The sequence below is a fragment of the Curtobacterium sp. P97 genome (assembly GCF_023712445.1).
Lineage (GTDB): Bacteria > Actinomycetota > Actinomycetes > Actinomycetales > Microbacteriaceae > Curtobacterium.
On record NZ_JAMAYF010000005.1, the window covers coordinates 19,358 to 34,446 of the forward strand.

Consider the following 15,089-nt stretch of genomic DNA (forward strand, 5'->3'; position numbering starts at 1 on the left):
AGCAGCGAGGAGCGCGACCATGGACGACGAAGCGATCTCACGCACGGTGACGGCCGGCATACGACACGTCCCCGGGGTCACCGGGGTCTACCCGCCCCGACCCGTCGCCGCCGCGGCCGAGACCGTGGTCGACGCGGTGGTGCCCGTACCGCTCCGTCTGCACGACCCCGACGTCCTGGTCGACGTGGACCGACGCGGCGGCCGCGTGCACGTCGTCACCGGCATCAGCGTCGACGGCGGCCGTCCCGCCGCGGACACCCTCCGCGCGGTGGGCGAACGGGTCCGCGACCTGCTCGACGCGGACACGACCGCGACGGCGGACCTCATCAGCGTGACCGTCCGGCTGGTCGAGGACCCGGTCGACGCGGCCGTGGCGCCTCCCGAGGGCGGGCCGTCGGACGCGACCGCGCTGCCGACGAGCGATGTCTGAGCGCTTCCGCTCGGAACTCCCCCACCCGTACGGTCGTACCGACGCGCCGGGACCGTACACGCTCGTGGTCGGCGAGCACCAGCTGTCGTCCTGGGACCTCGGCCCCACCGGCAGGGCCGGCAGCGCACCGGACGGGAGGCGCGTGGCGGATCAGCGCCACGTCGCGCGTCCGACGCCGCGCCGGTCCGGAGGCACGTGGCCGGCCGGCACCGTGCCTCCCGTCCGCCGCGTCACCGGTCCGAGCGGTGAGCATGCCATGATCCGGGGGTGCGCATCGACGACTTCCCCGTCCCGGAGACCCCGGCCGCCCGAGCGGCTGCGTCGCTCGCCACGCGCTACCAGTCGACGGCGATCACGGCGCACGCCGTCCGGTCCTGGTACTGGGCAGCGGGCTTCGCGGCGCTCGACGGGCTCGACGGCGTCGACCACGAACTGCTGTGGGTCGCGGCCGTCCTGCACGACATCGGCACCGTGACCGAGTTCGACAACCACACGGTGTCCTACGAGCACGCCGGTGGGCACGTCGCCGTCGCCCTGACGACCGGGGCGGGTTGGGCCGTCGAGCGGCAGCAGCGCGTGCTCGACGTGATCGTGCGGCACAACTGGCCGGACGTCGACGTCCTCCTCGACCTCGAGGGGCACCTGCTCGAACGCGCGACCGGGCTCGACGTCTCCGGTGCGGGGGCCGAGCTGCTGCCGGAGTCGTACCTGCGCGAGGTGCTCGCACGGCACCCTCGCGGCGCGCTGGCTGCGGAGTTCGGCGCGTGCGTCGTCGACCAGGCCGCTCGCAAGCCCGACACCGCAGCGCGGCGCCTGGTCGACGGCGGTGTCGTCCGGAAGCTCGCGCAGAACCCGCTCGAGGCGCTGTCCTGACCACGACGCGCGCGCGAGGCTCAGCCGGACGTGTCAGCATCGGATCATGACCACCGCCGAACCCGACGTCCGTCACGTCGTCGAAGCGTCCGGCGACGACCTCGACGCGGCCCGAGCGGTGTTCGAGTCGGCGTACGGTGCCGCCGGGTTCCTGCCCGAGCGGACCGAGCGGGACTTCGGCTACCGGTTCCGATCGGTCGGTGGCGAGGGGATGTCGCTGGACTCGAAGCGCTTCGACGGTCGGATGGCCGGCGAGGTCGACGCGACGAGCCACTACTTCGTGACGTGGGTCAGCGACGGCGGCGGACTGCTGGACATCGACCGCGACGAGGTGGCGCTCGCGCCCGGACGCCCGATCGTGTTCCCGAGCGAGCGCCCGTACCGCTTCGACCTCGCCGACGTCCGGCAGAACGTGGTGCAGTTCGACCGCCGCACGCTCGAGCGCACCGCCGCCGAGCTGCACGGCACGGAGCCGGCGCCGCTCGTGTTCGACCACGCCGCGCTGCCCCGACGGGAGGACGTCCGGACGTGGAACGCCGAGCTGCGGGCCTCCGCGCAGGTCGTCCTCGGTGCCACGCCGCTGTCCCCGCTCGCGATGGCCGAGGCCACCCGGCGCACCGCGCTGGCGATGCTCCGGACCTTCCCGCACACGACCCTCGCGCCGGCCGCGCCGGTGCCCGTCGGCGCACGGGGCCGGGTGCAGCAGGCGATCGAGTACATGCACGCCAACGCCGACGTCCCGATCACCACGACCGACGTCGCCGAACACGTCGGACTCAGTGTCCGCGGGCTCCAGCAGGGCTTCCAGCGGCAGGTCGGGATGTCACCGAACTCGATGCTCCGCGGGATCCGCTTCGACCGGATCCGGACGGAGCTCCGGTACCACTCGGTGGGCGAGATCACCGTGGCGGACACTGCGCGGCGGTGGGGGTTCGCGCACGCCGGGCGGTTCTCCTCCGCCTACGCGAAGCGGTTCGGGGAGCTGCCGAGCGAGACCCTGCGCGCGCGTCGCTGACCGACTGCGTGGGCCCTGCCGGGATCGAACCGACGACATCCACGGTGTAAACGTGGCGGACCGCGCAAACGTCCGCAGCGATACGCAGCGCTTCCCAGTGATGGCGCGGAAGTAGCTTGCGGACAACTGCGAACAAAAGCACCCGGCTGCGCGTGGTCACCGGCAGCACACCGGCAGCTTGTGCCGGTCGTCCTCGAGTTCCCCGCCGTGGCGCCGGCCTCCCCTACGCCGACGACACGCACCGCTACCGCCTCGGCCGCCGATATCGCCGCCCAATGAAACGGCGGCTGCCTGGCGACGCTCGGCAGGCGGCGCGAGCACGGCGTACTCCCCCCCCCCCCCGCGGCAAACCGCTAACGTGTGTCGCGCCGTGCACGTAAAGGTCCGCCGCCGAGCAGCTGCTGATGCTTCCGGCCGAGACGACAGGCGCCCACCTCGGAACTACTGGCCGAGCTGTCCGAGCGCCGCTGCGACACCGTCATAGCCGAGAGTGGCCGCGTGTGTGATGGCACCCGTGACCGCAGGGACAATCAGCTTGGCCGCGGCGTCCCGCCATCGGGGACTACGCTCCTCGTCCGCCTGTCCGGCTGCAGCCTGCATGGCAACCCAGAGCCGCTCAGCAGCGCTCGCATAGTCGAAGCCCCCAGCGAGCGTCTCATCCTCCATCGCATCGCGAATCTCGCGCACCAGCTTCACCAAGTAGTAGCGAAGCTCCGCGCTGATGGTCTGGTCTTCCTCAAGGAGGCCAATCGCTTCGTCGACGACGGCACTGAGCCGGTCGAGTCCGCCCGGCGCGATCCTCCCCTTGGTCGCTTCAATGAGGGTGCCCAGCATCTGCAGCTGCCCCATCGCTGCTGAAGGGAATGCCGCGCCAGGGTCGGACTGCTGACCCCAAGTGGTCCCCGCATTGGCCGCCATGCGGCCCCATTGCGGGAACGACTCCCTCGAGACGTAGACGTTGAGACCGTCCGCCTCCATCTCGCTGAGCGCACGATCGATAGCCGTGAGCAGAGCGCTGGTCTCGAGCATCTTTGTAGTCGCAACCATCGGGTCAGCGTTCCAGCCTCGGGCGTCATTTGCGACCACGCCGGCTGCGGCCGCCTCGCGCCACTCAAGGAAGATGTCGTACAGCGCGTATGCGGCGTTGATCATGAGAAGAGCCTAGGTCTCGCGTGGAAGAGAGGCTCGATCGCCGGCATCGGCTTCGGCGCTTACTTCAACATCAATGTTGTCGAACCCGCCGGCTGTGACCCGGACACGATGGGTCGTCACTCCTTGCGGGCTCGTGGGTCTTGAATCTGGAACCCACTGGTACCGGGTCAGGCCTTGCGATGGTGCGCGTCCTTGTGCCCTTGATCCGCGTCGTTCCGCGGTTCTGGCTGGTGTGGAGCATCGTAGCGTTCGCGTCGCTACGCCCTTGATGTGCCCTTCCTGCGCATCGTTTTAGGACCCAAAACGGACCCTGCGGCCCCCCGGCGCGTCGCGGCGTTGTGGCTGTTCACGCTGACTTGCGTGAGAATGCCCCACCCTCTCTTGCGTTCGATCAGCCCAGAGCTCCAACTGGACAGCTGTTCGGCGCTAGCCATTTGGCGCTAGCCGACTGGCTGGGATCATCAGCTCGCAGGTTGACATAGACTGAGAGAACGCTCAGCCCATTCCGGAACTATTACCTCTGAACTGGGATTTTTCTGGCGAGCCCCTCTTCGGGGGACCTGTGCCGGTATTCAGACTTCTTCTAGCCTTCGCGAACTGACGGCAACCCGTGCTGTCAGCTGACCTAGGGGGTCTCGTGCGCACGCTGCTGCACAGGCCGCGCCAGAGGAAGCGCAGCATCGCTGCCGCAACCCTGAGCGCGCTCGCAATCCTTGGCTCGCTGCTGGTCGCAACGCCAGCGCAAGCCCTCAACGACACCGGAACCGGCGGCGTATTCGTCCCGGCAACCGGACGCTTCCTCGACACGGGGAGAAACATCGGCGGCTTCGACACCCCGATGCCTGCCAAGGGCTGGCGCACCGTCCAGGTGACCGGCAAGAACGGCGTCCCGGACGACGGTTCCGTTGGAGCTGTATCCGTCGTTGCGACCGCGGCGAGCATCTCGCATCAGGGCATCCTCTACGGGCGCCCGAACGCAGCCGCGAAGACGACGCTCATGGGTATCTACGGTGGTGAGAGCGAGCAAAACACCTCGTTCTCCGCTGTCCTCGCGGTGAATCCCGACGGCACGATTCAGGTGCAGGCCGAGACCAGCATCCGGCTCATCCTCGACGTGCAGGGCTACTACACCGCCAGCGACGACGGTACTGCCGCCGGCGGCTTCGTCCCGCTGAACGGCTCGCGCATCACTGACACCCGCTCCGGGCTCGGCTTCCCACAGCAGACCATCGGCGCCGGCGAGCGTGTCGACCTGCAGGTCTCCGGACGCGGCGGCATCCCGAAGGGTGCTTCCGGCGCGATCATCAACATGATCGCCGTCAACCGCACCGCCTCCGTCGGGTACCTCACCCCGTACGCCACGGGCGACACCCGTCCGTCGAACTCCTTCAACTACGCCGGCAACGTGCCGACCTCGATGCAGGCGCAGGTCAAGCTCTCCGCTGACGGCAAGATCACCATCTACAACAACAACAGCACCACCGACCTCGTCGTCGACACCCAGGGTTACTTCACCGCCGCTGGGAAGGGAGGCGCCGTCTTCACTCCCGGTGCTGGCCGTGCGTACGACACCCGCTCCAGCGGCAACACAGTCATGGGAAAGAACGAAACCCGTTCCATCCAGATCGCCGGCAAAGCAGGCGTCCCCGTCATGGGCTCTGGTATCAAGGCCGTTGTCCTCTCGCTCACCTCGCTGAAGTCGACCGCTGGTGCCGGCAATGCGACGGTGTGGGCAGACGGCACAACCCGCCCGAACACGACGTCGATCAATTTCGACGAGACTACGATCCGCACGAACACCATTACGGTACCGCTCGGCGCGAACGGCAAGGTCGCAATCAACAGTGTCGCTGACCCGACCGACTACGTTTTCGACGTCCAAGGCTGGTACAGCAATCCTCAAGCCCCTCGTCTGACTTGCGCCGCTCCGTTCGGGGCTGGAACATGGACCGCTACCACGGGAAGCGATGATATTGCGGCGTCTTGCACTGTAAGCGCGCCTGCTGCAGTCGAGGCTGGGCAAACGGTCGACGTGTACCTGAACGACCTTCCGCTCGAGTCTTATTCACTGAATGACACTACGACGTCCTCGTTCACCTTCACGACTCCACCCTTGTCTGGGCTAGTGAAGCTGCGTGCAGAACTGTCCAGCAGCACGGGGTTGGCGCCCTCCGTGGCCTACGAATTTGGGGTTGGTCAGTGGCAGAACGAGGCATTACAGCCAAGTCTTGCGAACGGGGCAGTGGTGAACCCGGAAGTGGTTTCCCTTTACCCGCTTCCCCAGTCAGGGCTCCTACCTGGCGATGCTGCGATCGCTTATGAGCTCCGCGACCTGACAACCGGCGTCACGCAGGCGACCACTACTGGTAACGTCCCGCTCGGCCTTTACGACCTTCCCCGAGGGCACTCCTACTCATGGAAGGCGAAAGTTTCGGCTGCCACCGCATGGGACGAACGAGGCGATATTCAGACCGCAGATTGGTCGTTCCGAGTCGCGAACGAGGGGGAGGACGTTCCTGACGCCACCGACCCCGAGCCGACCGCGAGTGGGGAGATGACCACTTTCGCTGCACCCAACGGTTGTAGCTATTCGCCCGACACGTGGGGTAAGGCGAAGTTCAGGCCCGCTTGCGACGCCCACGACATCTGCTATGGCAATAAGAAGAAGATTAACCGCCTGACCTGCGACGTCGCGTTCCTCGGTAACCTTACGTATGCTTGCAACAAGGCTTACCCCAAGGGTGCTACGCGAAACTCTTGTGCTGGTGTCGCTGGTGGCTACTACACCGCTGTTCGTGGCGCTGGCTGGGCCTTCTATAAGGGAAACGGACGTAATAACTGATGAGAATGCCAGGGGTAGTCGTTGCTGCAATCGTTCTTCTTGCGGTCGGTTTCGTTGCAACTGCAATCGGCTCTGTATGGACCATACTGAGTCCTCCCGGTGGGGGCGTTAACTTCGCTGCAGGATTGATTTACAACGGAGGAATGCTGGTCGGTCTAGCTGGCCTCGGTTTTGGAGTTGCCGCTGCTGTTACTGCACGTCGTAGGTGAGGTCGTAGGCGCTGATCCGGACGGCGACTAACGACAGGTACGCGTAGATCCTCGAGCATGCCCGATCTTTTCGTAAGTCCCCTCAATACAAGCACCCTCAGCCACTGGACTGAGGGTGCTTGCTTTGAGGGGTGTTCGGTGGACCTAGAGGCTCTTCTTCACTGGGGAAGACAGCGCGATGGCAAACCTGCTGCTGACCTGATCGACCAGAGGCCTACCGGCGCCCCGGACGGCGCGGTCGTGATGCCGATCGACGGCGGTCGATGCAAGACTCCCACGCATGACACTTCCTCTATGGCTGCAAATCGTCACCCTTGCCGTCCCCGTCGCCGTCGCCGTGATCTCCAGCATTCTGGCGTCGCGGGCCGCGGGCAGAGCGCAACACGCAGAGGCGGAGGCTGCACGTCTTAGAGCGCTTGAGGAGCGCACAGCGCAGAAAAAGTTCGAGCTGTATCAGCCCTTCCTCACAACGCTAAACGACCTTCTCACTCCGAATCGGAGCGCGGCCGCTCTGGCCGGTATGGAAGACGTCATTACGAACTTTCAGGGCTTCGTGACGGTTTGGGGTTCGGACGAAGTGATCGAGACATTTTACCGGTGGCGCACTTCAGCCAACTTGAATCCGCCGAACTTGGTGACGATGCGACTCATGGCTGATCTTCTCGTGGCAGTGCGTCGCGACATCGCTTGGCCTGATACCAAGGTGCCGACGCTTTACATGATCGGTCACCGAATCAAAGACATTCACGAACATCCCGAGATGGTAAAGGCGATGACACTGCCACTAGATCAGTTTTTGGCGAGCCAAGATTGGACGCCGCCGTTCACGGTCCCGACAGGCACGGCAGGAAGAAGCCAGCGGTCAGCAGCTAACCCCAAGCGTCTGACTGTTCACGAGGCCAGTAGTGGTCGGGACGAACAGTGAGCCGGCGCTGGCCAACGAAGGAGACGGGGCCTTGCGTCCAGCGGAACTGCACTCGCCAAGACGAACGAGCTGGCTCCGACGCTAACGCGGCGTACTCCTCTTCAGTAAGTGGCACCCTGTGGCCGACCTCACTCTTGGCATCCAAGACCGGAGCGAGGCTCGTCCAGGGCGTCCATCGGGCCTTGCCCTGTCGAGTTCGTACCTTGACGTGCCGCGCTGACCCTGCCCCGAGGTTACGGAAATACAGCGACCAGTAGGGCTTTCCGTACTCGGCCGACACATCGTTACGGATCACGTGCATAAGCGGCACTGGCTCTTTGAAGTAGTTGAACAGCAGCGCGAAGGTCGCAACCAAAGCCGCATAGATGGAGAGAACGAGGGAGAGCATGCCTAGATTCTGGAGGTTGTAGGGTCAACGCAAGGGGCGCCGCTCCGATGCATCATCTGTCGAACCTGACCTTAGCGCGGCTTGCACGGTGAAATTCGATAGGGCCGGGATTGGACCAAGGTCTAGCCAGTAGACCGCCTGTATGACGCGGCTCACCGTCATGGAACTCGATTGTCGACGTACTCGCCCGACTTACACTCCAAGTTCGGCGACTCTTCGCTACCCCTGGCTTGGCACAGCGTCGCTGCGAAGAGGCCATCAGCGTGCAGTCATTGGAGGGCACGATCGCGGCACAATCTCAGGCACCACTTCAAGCGGGCCGAGCGGCGTGCATGCTTCTCCCAGCGTCAACCGCGGCGCGCACACCTCAATCCCCCAGCTCCCAGGTTAGACACCGGCAGCTCACCGGCAGCTGCCCGGATTCTCCTCCCGTCGGCCACACATTATTTCCGCATGGTGGGGCCTGAACTGGGTTTTTCTGGTGGGCCCTGCCGGGATCGAACCGACGACATCCACGGTGTAAACGTGGCGCTCTACCAGCTGAGCTAAAGGCCCCTGGAGTCGATCCTAGACGCTCGGTGGGAACACCCTGTCCACGGTCCTGCGGTGATCGGGGCGGTGTTCCTCGTCGTGGCCACGGCTGACGAGCAACGCCGCCGCCGGGCGGCGCCCGGTCCACGCGCCCGCTGACGTCGGCGACGGTCGGCCGCGAGCACGATCGCGACCGGTCCGGAGCGCGAGCCGCGCTCCGGACCGACGACCCCGCCGCGGGGCGCTCAGCCGAACCGCTCGACGAGCTCCCGCTTGAGCACCTTCCCGCTCGGCCCCAGGGGCAGGGCGTCCACCACGTGCACGACCCGCGGGTACTTGTACACGGCGATCTCGTCGGCGACGAAGCGGATCAGCTCCTCCGAGGTCACCTCGGCGCCCTGACGGAGCACGACCGCCGCGGCGACCTCCTGCCCGTGCACCTCGTGCGGGATCCCGAACACGGCGGCCATCGTGACGTCCGGGTGGGCGGCGAGGACCTCCTCCACCTGCCGGGGGTACACGTTGTAGCCGTTGCGGATGATCATGTCCTTCGTGCGGTCGACGATGGTGAGGTACCCGTCGTCGTCCTTCCGCCCGAGGTCGCCCGTGCGGAACCACCCGTCGACGATCGCCTCGGCCGTGGCCTCGGGTCGGTTCAGGTAGCCGTTCATCAGGTTGTGGCCGCGGATCACCAGCTCGCCGATCTCGCCGCGCGGCAGCAGGACGGTGCGGTCGGTGACCTCGGGGTCGGCGATCTCGATGTCGACACCCCAGATCGGCGTCCCGATGGTGCCCGGGCGCGGGGTGGCCCCGACGTGGTTGAACGACGCCACCGGCGAGGTCTCCGTGAGCCCGTACCCCTCGTGGACCGGCGCGTCGAACACCTGCTGGAACCGTTCGAGCACGGCGAGCGGCAGCGATGCCCCGCCGGAGATCGCGTACCGCAGGTGCGGTCGGGCCTCGGACCGGGTCGCGGCGTCGAGCAGCGCGATGTACATCGTCGGGACGCCCATGAAGATCGCCGTGTCGTGCTCGACCATGGCCGCGAGTGCGGCGTCGCCGTCGAACCTCGGCAGCATGACGATCGTCGCGCCGGCGCGGAACCCGGTGTTCATGGTGCAGGTCTGCCCGAAGGTGTGGAAGAGCGGCAGCGCACCGAGCAGGACGTCACCCCGACGCATGTCGAAGGTCGTGAGCAGGCACGTGTTGACCTGTTCGAGCAGGGCGAAGTGGGAGCCCTCGGCGCCCTTCGGCTTCCCGGTCGTCCCGCTCGTGTACAGGATCGTGGCGGTGTCGAACGGGTGGCGCGGGACGTAGGTGTCGAGCGGTTCGCTCATCGCGGCGACGGTCTCGAGTCGGTCCGGAGCGCCCTCGGCGTCCGCCGGGGCGAGCACGCTGAGCACGTCGACGCCGGCGGCTGCCGCCCCGGCGCCACCCTCGCCGAGCAGGGGGGCCGCGCAGACGAGCAGTCGGGCGTCGCTGTCGCGGAGCACGAACTCGATCTCCCCGCGCTTGAGCAGCGCGTGCACCGGCACGACCACGGCGCCGAGCGCGAGGACGGCGTAGTAGACGCGCGGGAAGTCGGCGACGTTCGGCACGAGCATCGCGACGCGGTCGCCCTCACGCACACCGCGCGCGCGGAGGCCGCCGGCGTAGGCGAGGGTCTGCTGCCACAGCTCGGCGTACGTGGTCCGCTGGTCGCCCACGACGACCGCGACGTCGTCCGGGAACCGCGCCGCGGACTCGGCGAGGATCGCGGCGACGGAGGCGGTGGCCTGGGTCGTCCGGGCGCCGTGTGCGGCGCCGGGTGCGGGGTGGCTGCTGGTGGTGGTGCTGGTCATGCCGGCCTTCCGTCTCCCGTGACGAGTTCTCCTCACGGAGCCTACGGCGCTCGGGCCTCCTCGGCCCGGACGCGCGATCTCCGGCGCGCCCCGGCGACCGCGTGTCTGGACGTCGGCTGCACGCAGTGCGCGCAGCGGCTGTGGGCCTGCGCTCACAGCAGGATCGTGTTCAATCGAGACGTCGTGGTGCGGGTCAGGCACCACGGCACGGGCGGCCGGTCTGTGTTCGGGTCACGGATCGGCCGCCGCACCCGGTCCTCGTCCGCGCATCGGGACGAGACCGCTGCGGGACGAGCCGCTCCGCGGCAGTGAGCCGGTGCGTGCCGGACGGGAGGCCCGCAGCCGACCCGCCTCGCGCCTCCCGTCCGCCGGGTGGTCCGGTCGTGAGCGTCGAGACCGGTGACACGGGTCGCCGACCCTCGTCACGTACCCCGCTGCTCCCCGCGCGCCCGGACCGGCTCGGTACTGTCGGGCGGACGAGGTGAGGAGGCTGCGATGACCGAGGACGGCACGCACGGGACGTCCGGGTACTGGTACCCGGACCGGCCGGCGAGGACCGGTGTCGAACTGCTCACCGCGATGCGGCGCTACCGCGCCGCCGAGGTCGCGATGCGCGAGCGCAAGCGCCGGTCGATGGGGATGAACGCGACCGACATGGAGGCGGTCCGCTTCCTGCTGCGCGCCGCGGAGCAGGGCCGCGCGGTGCGGCCGGGCGACCTGACCGCGCACCTCGGGATCACGTCGGCGTCGACCACGGCCGTCGTCAAGCGACTCGTCGCCAGCGGGCACGCCGAACGCCGGCCGGACCCGGCGGACGGCCGCGGCGCCCTGCTGGTCGCGACCGTGCACAGCGACGACGAGGTCCGGTCCGAACTCACCGACGTGCACGCCCGGATGATCGCCGCGGCCGACCGGCTGTCGCCGCAGACGGTGGTCGAGATGCAGGCGTTCTTCGCCGAGGTGATCGACGCGATGGGCGCCGACTCACCCGCGGACGAGGCCGACGGCGCCGCCCGCCCGGGTGCGATGGCCGATATGCGTACGCATCCACTTCGGTAGTTAGACAAACTAGAGAAATCGGAGCAAGCTGGCCCCAGTCGCCGATCGGCGGCGACCCACAGCACGGGAAGGGCCGGCCATGAGCACCATCGACGCGACGCACTCGCAGTTCTCCGAGGTCCGGGAGGCAGCCCGTGGACGGGTCCTCGCCACCCTGGCGACCAGCCTCGGCATCGTCGCCGTGACCGTCGCCACCGCTGCCGTCACCGTCGTCACCCTCGGGGCGTGAGCACGGTGCGCACCGCGAACGACCTCCGCGAACTCCAGCGCCACCCCCACGAGTGGCACCGCCGCGGCCTGCGGCACCCCGACGAGATCGACGCCCTCGTGCACCACCGCACGCACGGCGACGTCCCGCCCGAGCCGACCTACGGCGACTTCTTCCGCGTCGCCTGAGCCCGTCCCACCGAACGGAGCTCCGGGAACTGGTCGTCCCGCCACTCCCCCTCGACCGACACACCGCCCGACGCCGCGGACTCCTCGCGCTCGCGGAGCTCGACCCGTCGGATCTTGCCCGAGATCGTCTTCGGCAGCTGCCCGAACTCGACCCGGCGGACCCGGGCGTACGCCGGGAGCGCGACCCGTGCGTGCTCGAGCACCGCACGAGCGGTCTCGGCCGTCGGCTCCCACCCGGCCGCGAGCGTGACGTAGGCCTTCACGACGTTCAGCCGTGCGTCGTCCGGTGCGGGGACGACGGCGCTCTCGGCCACGGCGTCGTGCTGCAGCAGGGCGCTCTCGACCTCGAACGGCGACACCTTGTAGTCGGAGGACTTGAAGACGTCGTCGGTCCGGCCGATGAAGGTCAGCTGCCCGTCCGCGTCGCGGACCGCGATGTCGCCGGTGTGGAAGAAGCCGTCCCGCATCGCGTCGGCGGTGCGCTCCGGGTCGCCGAGGTACCCGGCCATCAGGTTCGTCGGCCGCTGGGTCAGGTCGAGGCAGACCTCGCCCTCGTCCCCGACGCGCCCGGTCAGCGGGTCGAGCAGCGTCACGGCCACCCCGGGCAGCGGACGACCCATCGCCCCGGGTGTCACCGCCCCACCGGGCACGTTGCCGATGATCGCCGTCGTCTCGGTCTGGCCGTAGCCGTCGCGGATCGTCAGGCCCCAGGCCGCCTGGACACGGGCGATCACCTCGGGGTTGAGCGGCTCGCCCGCGGACACCACCTCGCGCAGCGCGCGCGGCCTCGGTCCGAGGTCGGACTGCAGGAGCATCCGCCAGGCCGTCGGCGGCGCGCAGAACGTGTCGACGCCGGCCTCGTCGAGCTGCGCGAGGAGCCCGGCCGGGTCGAAGCGCGGCGTGTCGTACACGAAGACGGTCGCCTCGGCGATCCACGGCGCGAAGAAGCAGCTCCAGGCGTGCTTGCCCCACCCGGGTGAACTGATGGCCAGGTGCACGTCGCCGGGCCGGAGTCCGAGCCAGTGCATCGTGCTGAGGTGGCCGACCGGGTACGACGCCTGCGTGTGCACGACCATCTTCGGCCGCGAGGTGGTGCCCGACGTGAAGTACACCAGGCAGGGGTCGTCGGTGCTCGTGGTGACCACGGGCCGCACCTCGTCCGCCGGCGCCGGGGTACCGAGGTCGTCCGGGTAGGACGTCCAGCCGTCGACCGCTCCCCCGACCACGATGCGCGACGGAGCACCCGTCACCCGGTCGAACTTCGGCGTCTCCCCGTGGTTCGTGACGACGTGCGCGACGCCGCCGCGGTCGATGCGGTCCTGCAGGTCGACGGTGTCGAGCATGGTCGAGGTCGGCAGGATGACCGCGCCGAGCTTCATCACCGCCAGCATCGTCTCCCACAGCTCGAGCTGGTTGCCGAGCATCAGGAGCACGTGGTCGCCCTTCCGGACCCCGAGCCGGTCCAGGCTCACCGCGAGCCGGTCGGAGCGGGCGGCCATCTCGGCGTACGTCGTGCGCGAGCCGCCGTCCTCGTCGACGATCCACAGCGCCACGCGGTCGTTGCCGCGGGCGACCACGTCGAACCAGTCGGTCGCCCAGTTGAAGGTCCGGCCGAGGTCGGGCCAGCGGAACGCACGTCGGGCGGCCTCGGCACGCTCGGTGTCGTGCTCGTCGAGGACCGCGAGCAGTTCGTCACGGGCGGCGCGGTACACGGCGGTCGGGTTCAGGGAGGACACCGGTCGATCATGCCCCACCGGGCACCCCGCGCGCTCGCAGCGGACGGTCGTCGGTCGCGGGTAGCGTCGTCCTCGTGGACGGTGTCGGTGTGGTGGACGAGTCCGGGCGGCTGCGGCTCCTCGGCAGCGCCGTGGCCGGCGCGGCCTTCGGCGTGGTGCTCGCGGTGCTCGTCGCGTCGTCCTGGCTGACGACCACGACGGCGCTGCTCGTCGGGGTCGGTGTGCCCGCGGGGATCGCCGGTGCGGCCATCGGCGTCCGGACGCAGCTGCGGGCCTGGCGAGCCGCCGGCGGCTACGAGCGATCGGCGGCCGTGCAGCGATGGGTCGCGGAACAGCGCGTGCCACCGGGGGTCACGGCCGACGAGTGGGTCCCGGCGCTGCAGGCGCAGGCCGACCGCGAGGGCGCCGGCTGGGGCAAGATCGTCCTCTGCGTGCTCTGGACCGCGATGACGCTCTCGATGGCGGACCAGCACGGCCCGCTCCTGACGGGGTTGCTCGTCGCGCTCTGGGTCGGGATCGGCGCGTGGTCCGCGCTCTGGGTCGTCCCCCGCGCCCGCGCAGCACGGGCACTGCTCCGTCGCGGGGTCGCGACCGAGCCGTACCCGACGGAGCCCCGACCGACCGAGTCCTGAGCCGGCCCTGCGCCCCGGGGATCGTCACGGGACGTCCGCGGCTGCCGTGACTACGCTCGTCCGCATGCAGAGTCGCACCCTCGGCCGCACCGGCCGCTCCGTGTCCGTCGTCGGCCTCGGCACCTGGCAGTTCGGCGGTGACTGGGGTCCCGTCAGCGAGCAGGACGCCGCCGCCGTGATGGACGCCTCGGTCGAGTCCGGCGTCACCCTCTTCGACACCGCCGACGTGTACGGCGACGGTCGCAGCGAGCAGCTCATCGGGGCATGGCGACAGGCCAACCCCGACGTGCCGCTCACCGTGACGACCAAGATGGGTCGACGCGCCGACCAGGTCCCCGCGAACTACGTCGCGGCCAACTTCCGCGAGTGGGTCGACCGCTCCCGGCGCAACCTCCGGCAGGACACCCTCGACCTCGTGCAGCTGCACTGCCCGCCGACCGCGGTCTTCGAGGACGACGCCGTGTACGACGCCCTCGACGCCCTCGTCGCCGACGGGTCGGTCGCCGCGTACGGCGTCTCCGTCGAGACCGCGGACCAGGCGCTCACCGCGATCGCCCGCCCGCACGTCGCGAGCGTGCAGGTCATCCTCAACGCGTTCCGGCTCAAGCCGCTGGACCGCGTGCTGCCGGCCGCACGGGAGGCAGGGGTCGGGATCCTCGCGCGCGTGCCGTTGGCATCGGGACTGCTCTCCGGGAAGTACACGACCGAGACCACGTTCAGCGAGGGCGACCACCGCAACTACAACCGTCACGGCGAGGCCTTCGACCAGGGCGAGACGTTCAGCGGCGTCGACTTCGCGGACGGCGTGCAGGCCGCCCGGGCGTTCGCGGCGGCGCTGCCCGAGGGCATCTCGGTCCCGCAGGCGGCGCTCGCGTGGATCGTCGCGCAGGACGGCGTCACCGCCGCCATCCCGGGCGCCAGGAACCCCGAGCAGGCCCGCTCGAACGCCGGAGCACCGGACCTGGTCGACGGCGGCGCACTCGACCTCGGCGCCCTCGACAGCACGGTGCACGAGCTCTACGACCGGTGGTTCCGCGCCAACGTGCACGACCGGTGGTGA

Annotated in this window: 13 protein-coding genes and 2 tRNA genes; 10 read left to right on the forward strand and 5 right to left on the reverse strand. The window is 68.9% G+C overall.

The window, feature by feature from the left end:
• Positions 1-19: 19 nt before the first annotated feature.
• From M3677_RS06590 to M3677_RS06600, 3 genes are all read left to right on the forward strand, one after another.
• Entirely contained in the window at positions 20-430 is a 411-nt protein-coding gene (locus M3677_RS06590; RefSeq protein ID WP_066653959.1) for a hypothetical protein, read from the forward strand.
• A gap of 267 nt (positions 431-697) precedes the next feature.
• Positions 698-1,303 carry an HD domain-containing protein gene (locus M3677_RS06595; RefSeq protein WP_251160084.1) on the forward strand — a complete coding sequence of 202 codons (606 nt, stop codon included), beginning with the start codon at positions 698-700 and terminating at the stop codon, positions 1,301-1,303.
• Positions 1,304-1,349: 46 nt separating this feature from the next.
• Positions 1,350-2,318, forward strand: coding sequence for an AraC family transcriptional regulator (locus tag M3677_RS06600; RefSeq protein WP_251160085.1), 969 nt, complete (start codon positions 1,350-1,352; stop codon positions 2,316-2,318).
• A gap of 9 nt (positions 2,319-2,327) precedes the next feature.
• Here the strand turns inward: M3677_RS06600 and M3677_RS06605 are convergent.
• Together M3677_RS06605 and M3677_RS06610 are read right to left on the reverse strand one after the other, a co-directional pair.
• Positions 2,328-2,414: transfer RNA gene (locus M3677_RS06605), tRNA-Val, on the reverse strand.
• Between the two features lie 345 nt (positions 2,415-2,759).
• On the reverse strand, positions 2,760-3,470 hold the full coding sequence (locus tag M3677_RS06610) for a hypothetical protein (RefSeq protein WP_066653951.1): 711 nt from the start codon (positions 3,468-3,470) through the stop codon (positions 2,760-2,762).
• A 637-nt stretch (positions 3,471-4,107) separates the two neighbouring features.
• Between M3677_RS06610 and M3677_RS06615 the strand changes: the two genes are divergently transcribed.
• Positions 4,108-6,312 carry a phospholipase A2 gene (locus M3677_RS06615; protein ID WP_251160086.1) on the forward strand — a complete coding sequence of 735 codons (2,205 nt, stop codon included), beginning with the start codon at positions 4,108-4,110 and terminating at the stop codon, positions 6,310-6,312.
• Between the two features lie 489 nt (positions 6,313-6,801).
• Complete coding sequence (locus M3677_RS06620; protein ID WP_251160087.1) at positions 6,802-7,446, forward strand: hypothetical protein; 645 nt, start codon at positions 6,802-6,804, stop codon at positions 7,444-7,446.
• Between the two features lie 867 nt (positions 7,447-8,313).
• Here M3677_RS06620 and M3677_RS06625 read toward each other — a convergent pair.
• Both M3677_RS06625 and M3677_RS06630 read right to left on the reverse strand, forming a co-directional pair.
• Positions 8,314-8,389 (reverse strand) — tRNA-Val (locus M3677_RS06625).
• Between the two features lie 221 nt (positions 8,390-8,610).
• Positions 8,611-10,206 (reverse strand): long-chain fatty acid--CoA ligase, encoded by a 1,596-nt coding sequence (locus M3677_RS06630; RefSeq protein ID WP_251154971.1) that lies wholly within the window; start codon positions 10,204-10,206, stop codon positions 8,611-8,613.
• Positions 10,207-10,701: 495 nt separating this feature from the next.
• Here M3677_RS06630 and M3677_RS06635 point away from each other — a divergent pair, with 495 nt between their 5' ends.
• From M3677_RS06635 to M3677_RS06645, 3 genes are all read left to right on the forward strand, one after another.
• Entirely contained in the window at positions 10,702-11,265 is a 564-nt protein-coding gene (locus M3677_RS06635; RefSeq protein WP_066653947.1) for a MarR family winged helix-turn-helix transcriptional regulator, read from the forward strand.
• Positions 11,266-11,344: 79 nt separating this feature from the next.
• Positions 11,345-11,494: a hypothetical protein gene (locus M3677_RS06640; protein WP_158407746.1), complete on the forward strand. Its 150-nt coding sequence runs from the start codon at positions 11,345-11,347 to the stop codon at positions 11,492-11,494.
• Positions 11,491-11,661, forward strand: coding sequence for a hypothetical protein (locus M3677_RS06645; RefSeq protein WP_158407745.1), 171 nt, complete (start codon positions 11,491-11,493; stop codon positions 11,659-11,661). Before M3677_RS06640 ends, M3677_RS06645 begins: the two co-directional genes overlap by 4 nt.
• Here M3677_RS06645 and M3677_RS06650 read toward each other — a convergent pair.
• Positions 11,634-13,388, reverse strand: coding sequence for an AMP-binding protein (locus M3677_RS06650; protein WP_251160197.1), 1,755 nt, complete (start codon positions 13,386-13,388; stop codon positions 11,634-11,636). The genes M3677_RS06645 and M3677_RS06650 overlap by 28 nt on opposite strands.
• A gap of 83 nt (positions 13,389-13,471) precedes the next feature.
• Between M3677_RS06650 and M3677_RS06655 the strand changes: the two genes are divergently transcribed.
• Together M3677_RS06655 and M3677_RS06660 are read left to right on the forward strand one after the other, a co-directional pair.
• Entirely contained in the window at positions 13,472-14,029 is a 558-nt protein-coding gene (locus M3677_RS06655) for a hypothetical protein (RefSeq protein ID WP_251160088.1), read from the forward strand.
• Positions 14,030-14,093: 64 nt separating this feature from the next.
• Positions 14,094-15,089 (forward strand): aldo/keto reductase, encoded by a 996-nt coding sequence (locus M3677_RS06660; RefSeq protein WP_251160089.1) that lies wholly within the window; start codon positions 14,094-14,096, stop codon positions 15,087-15,089.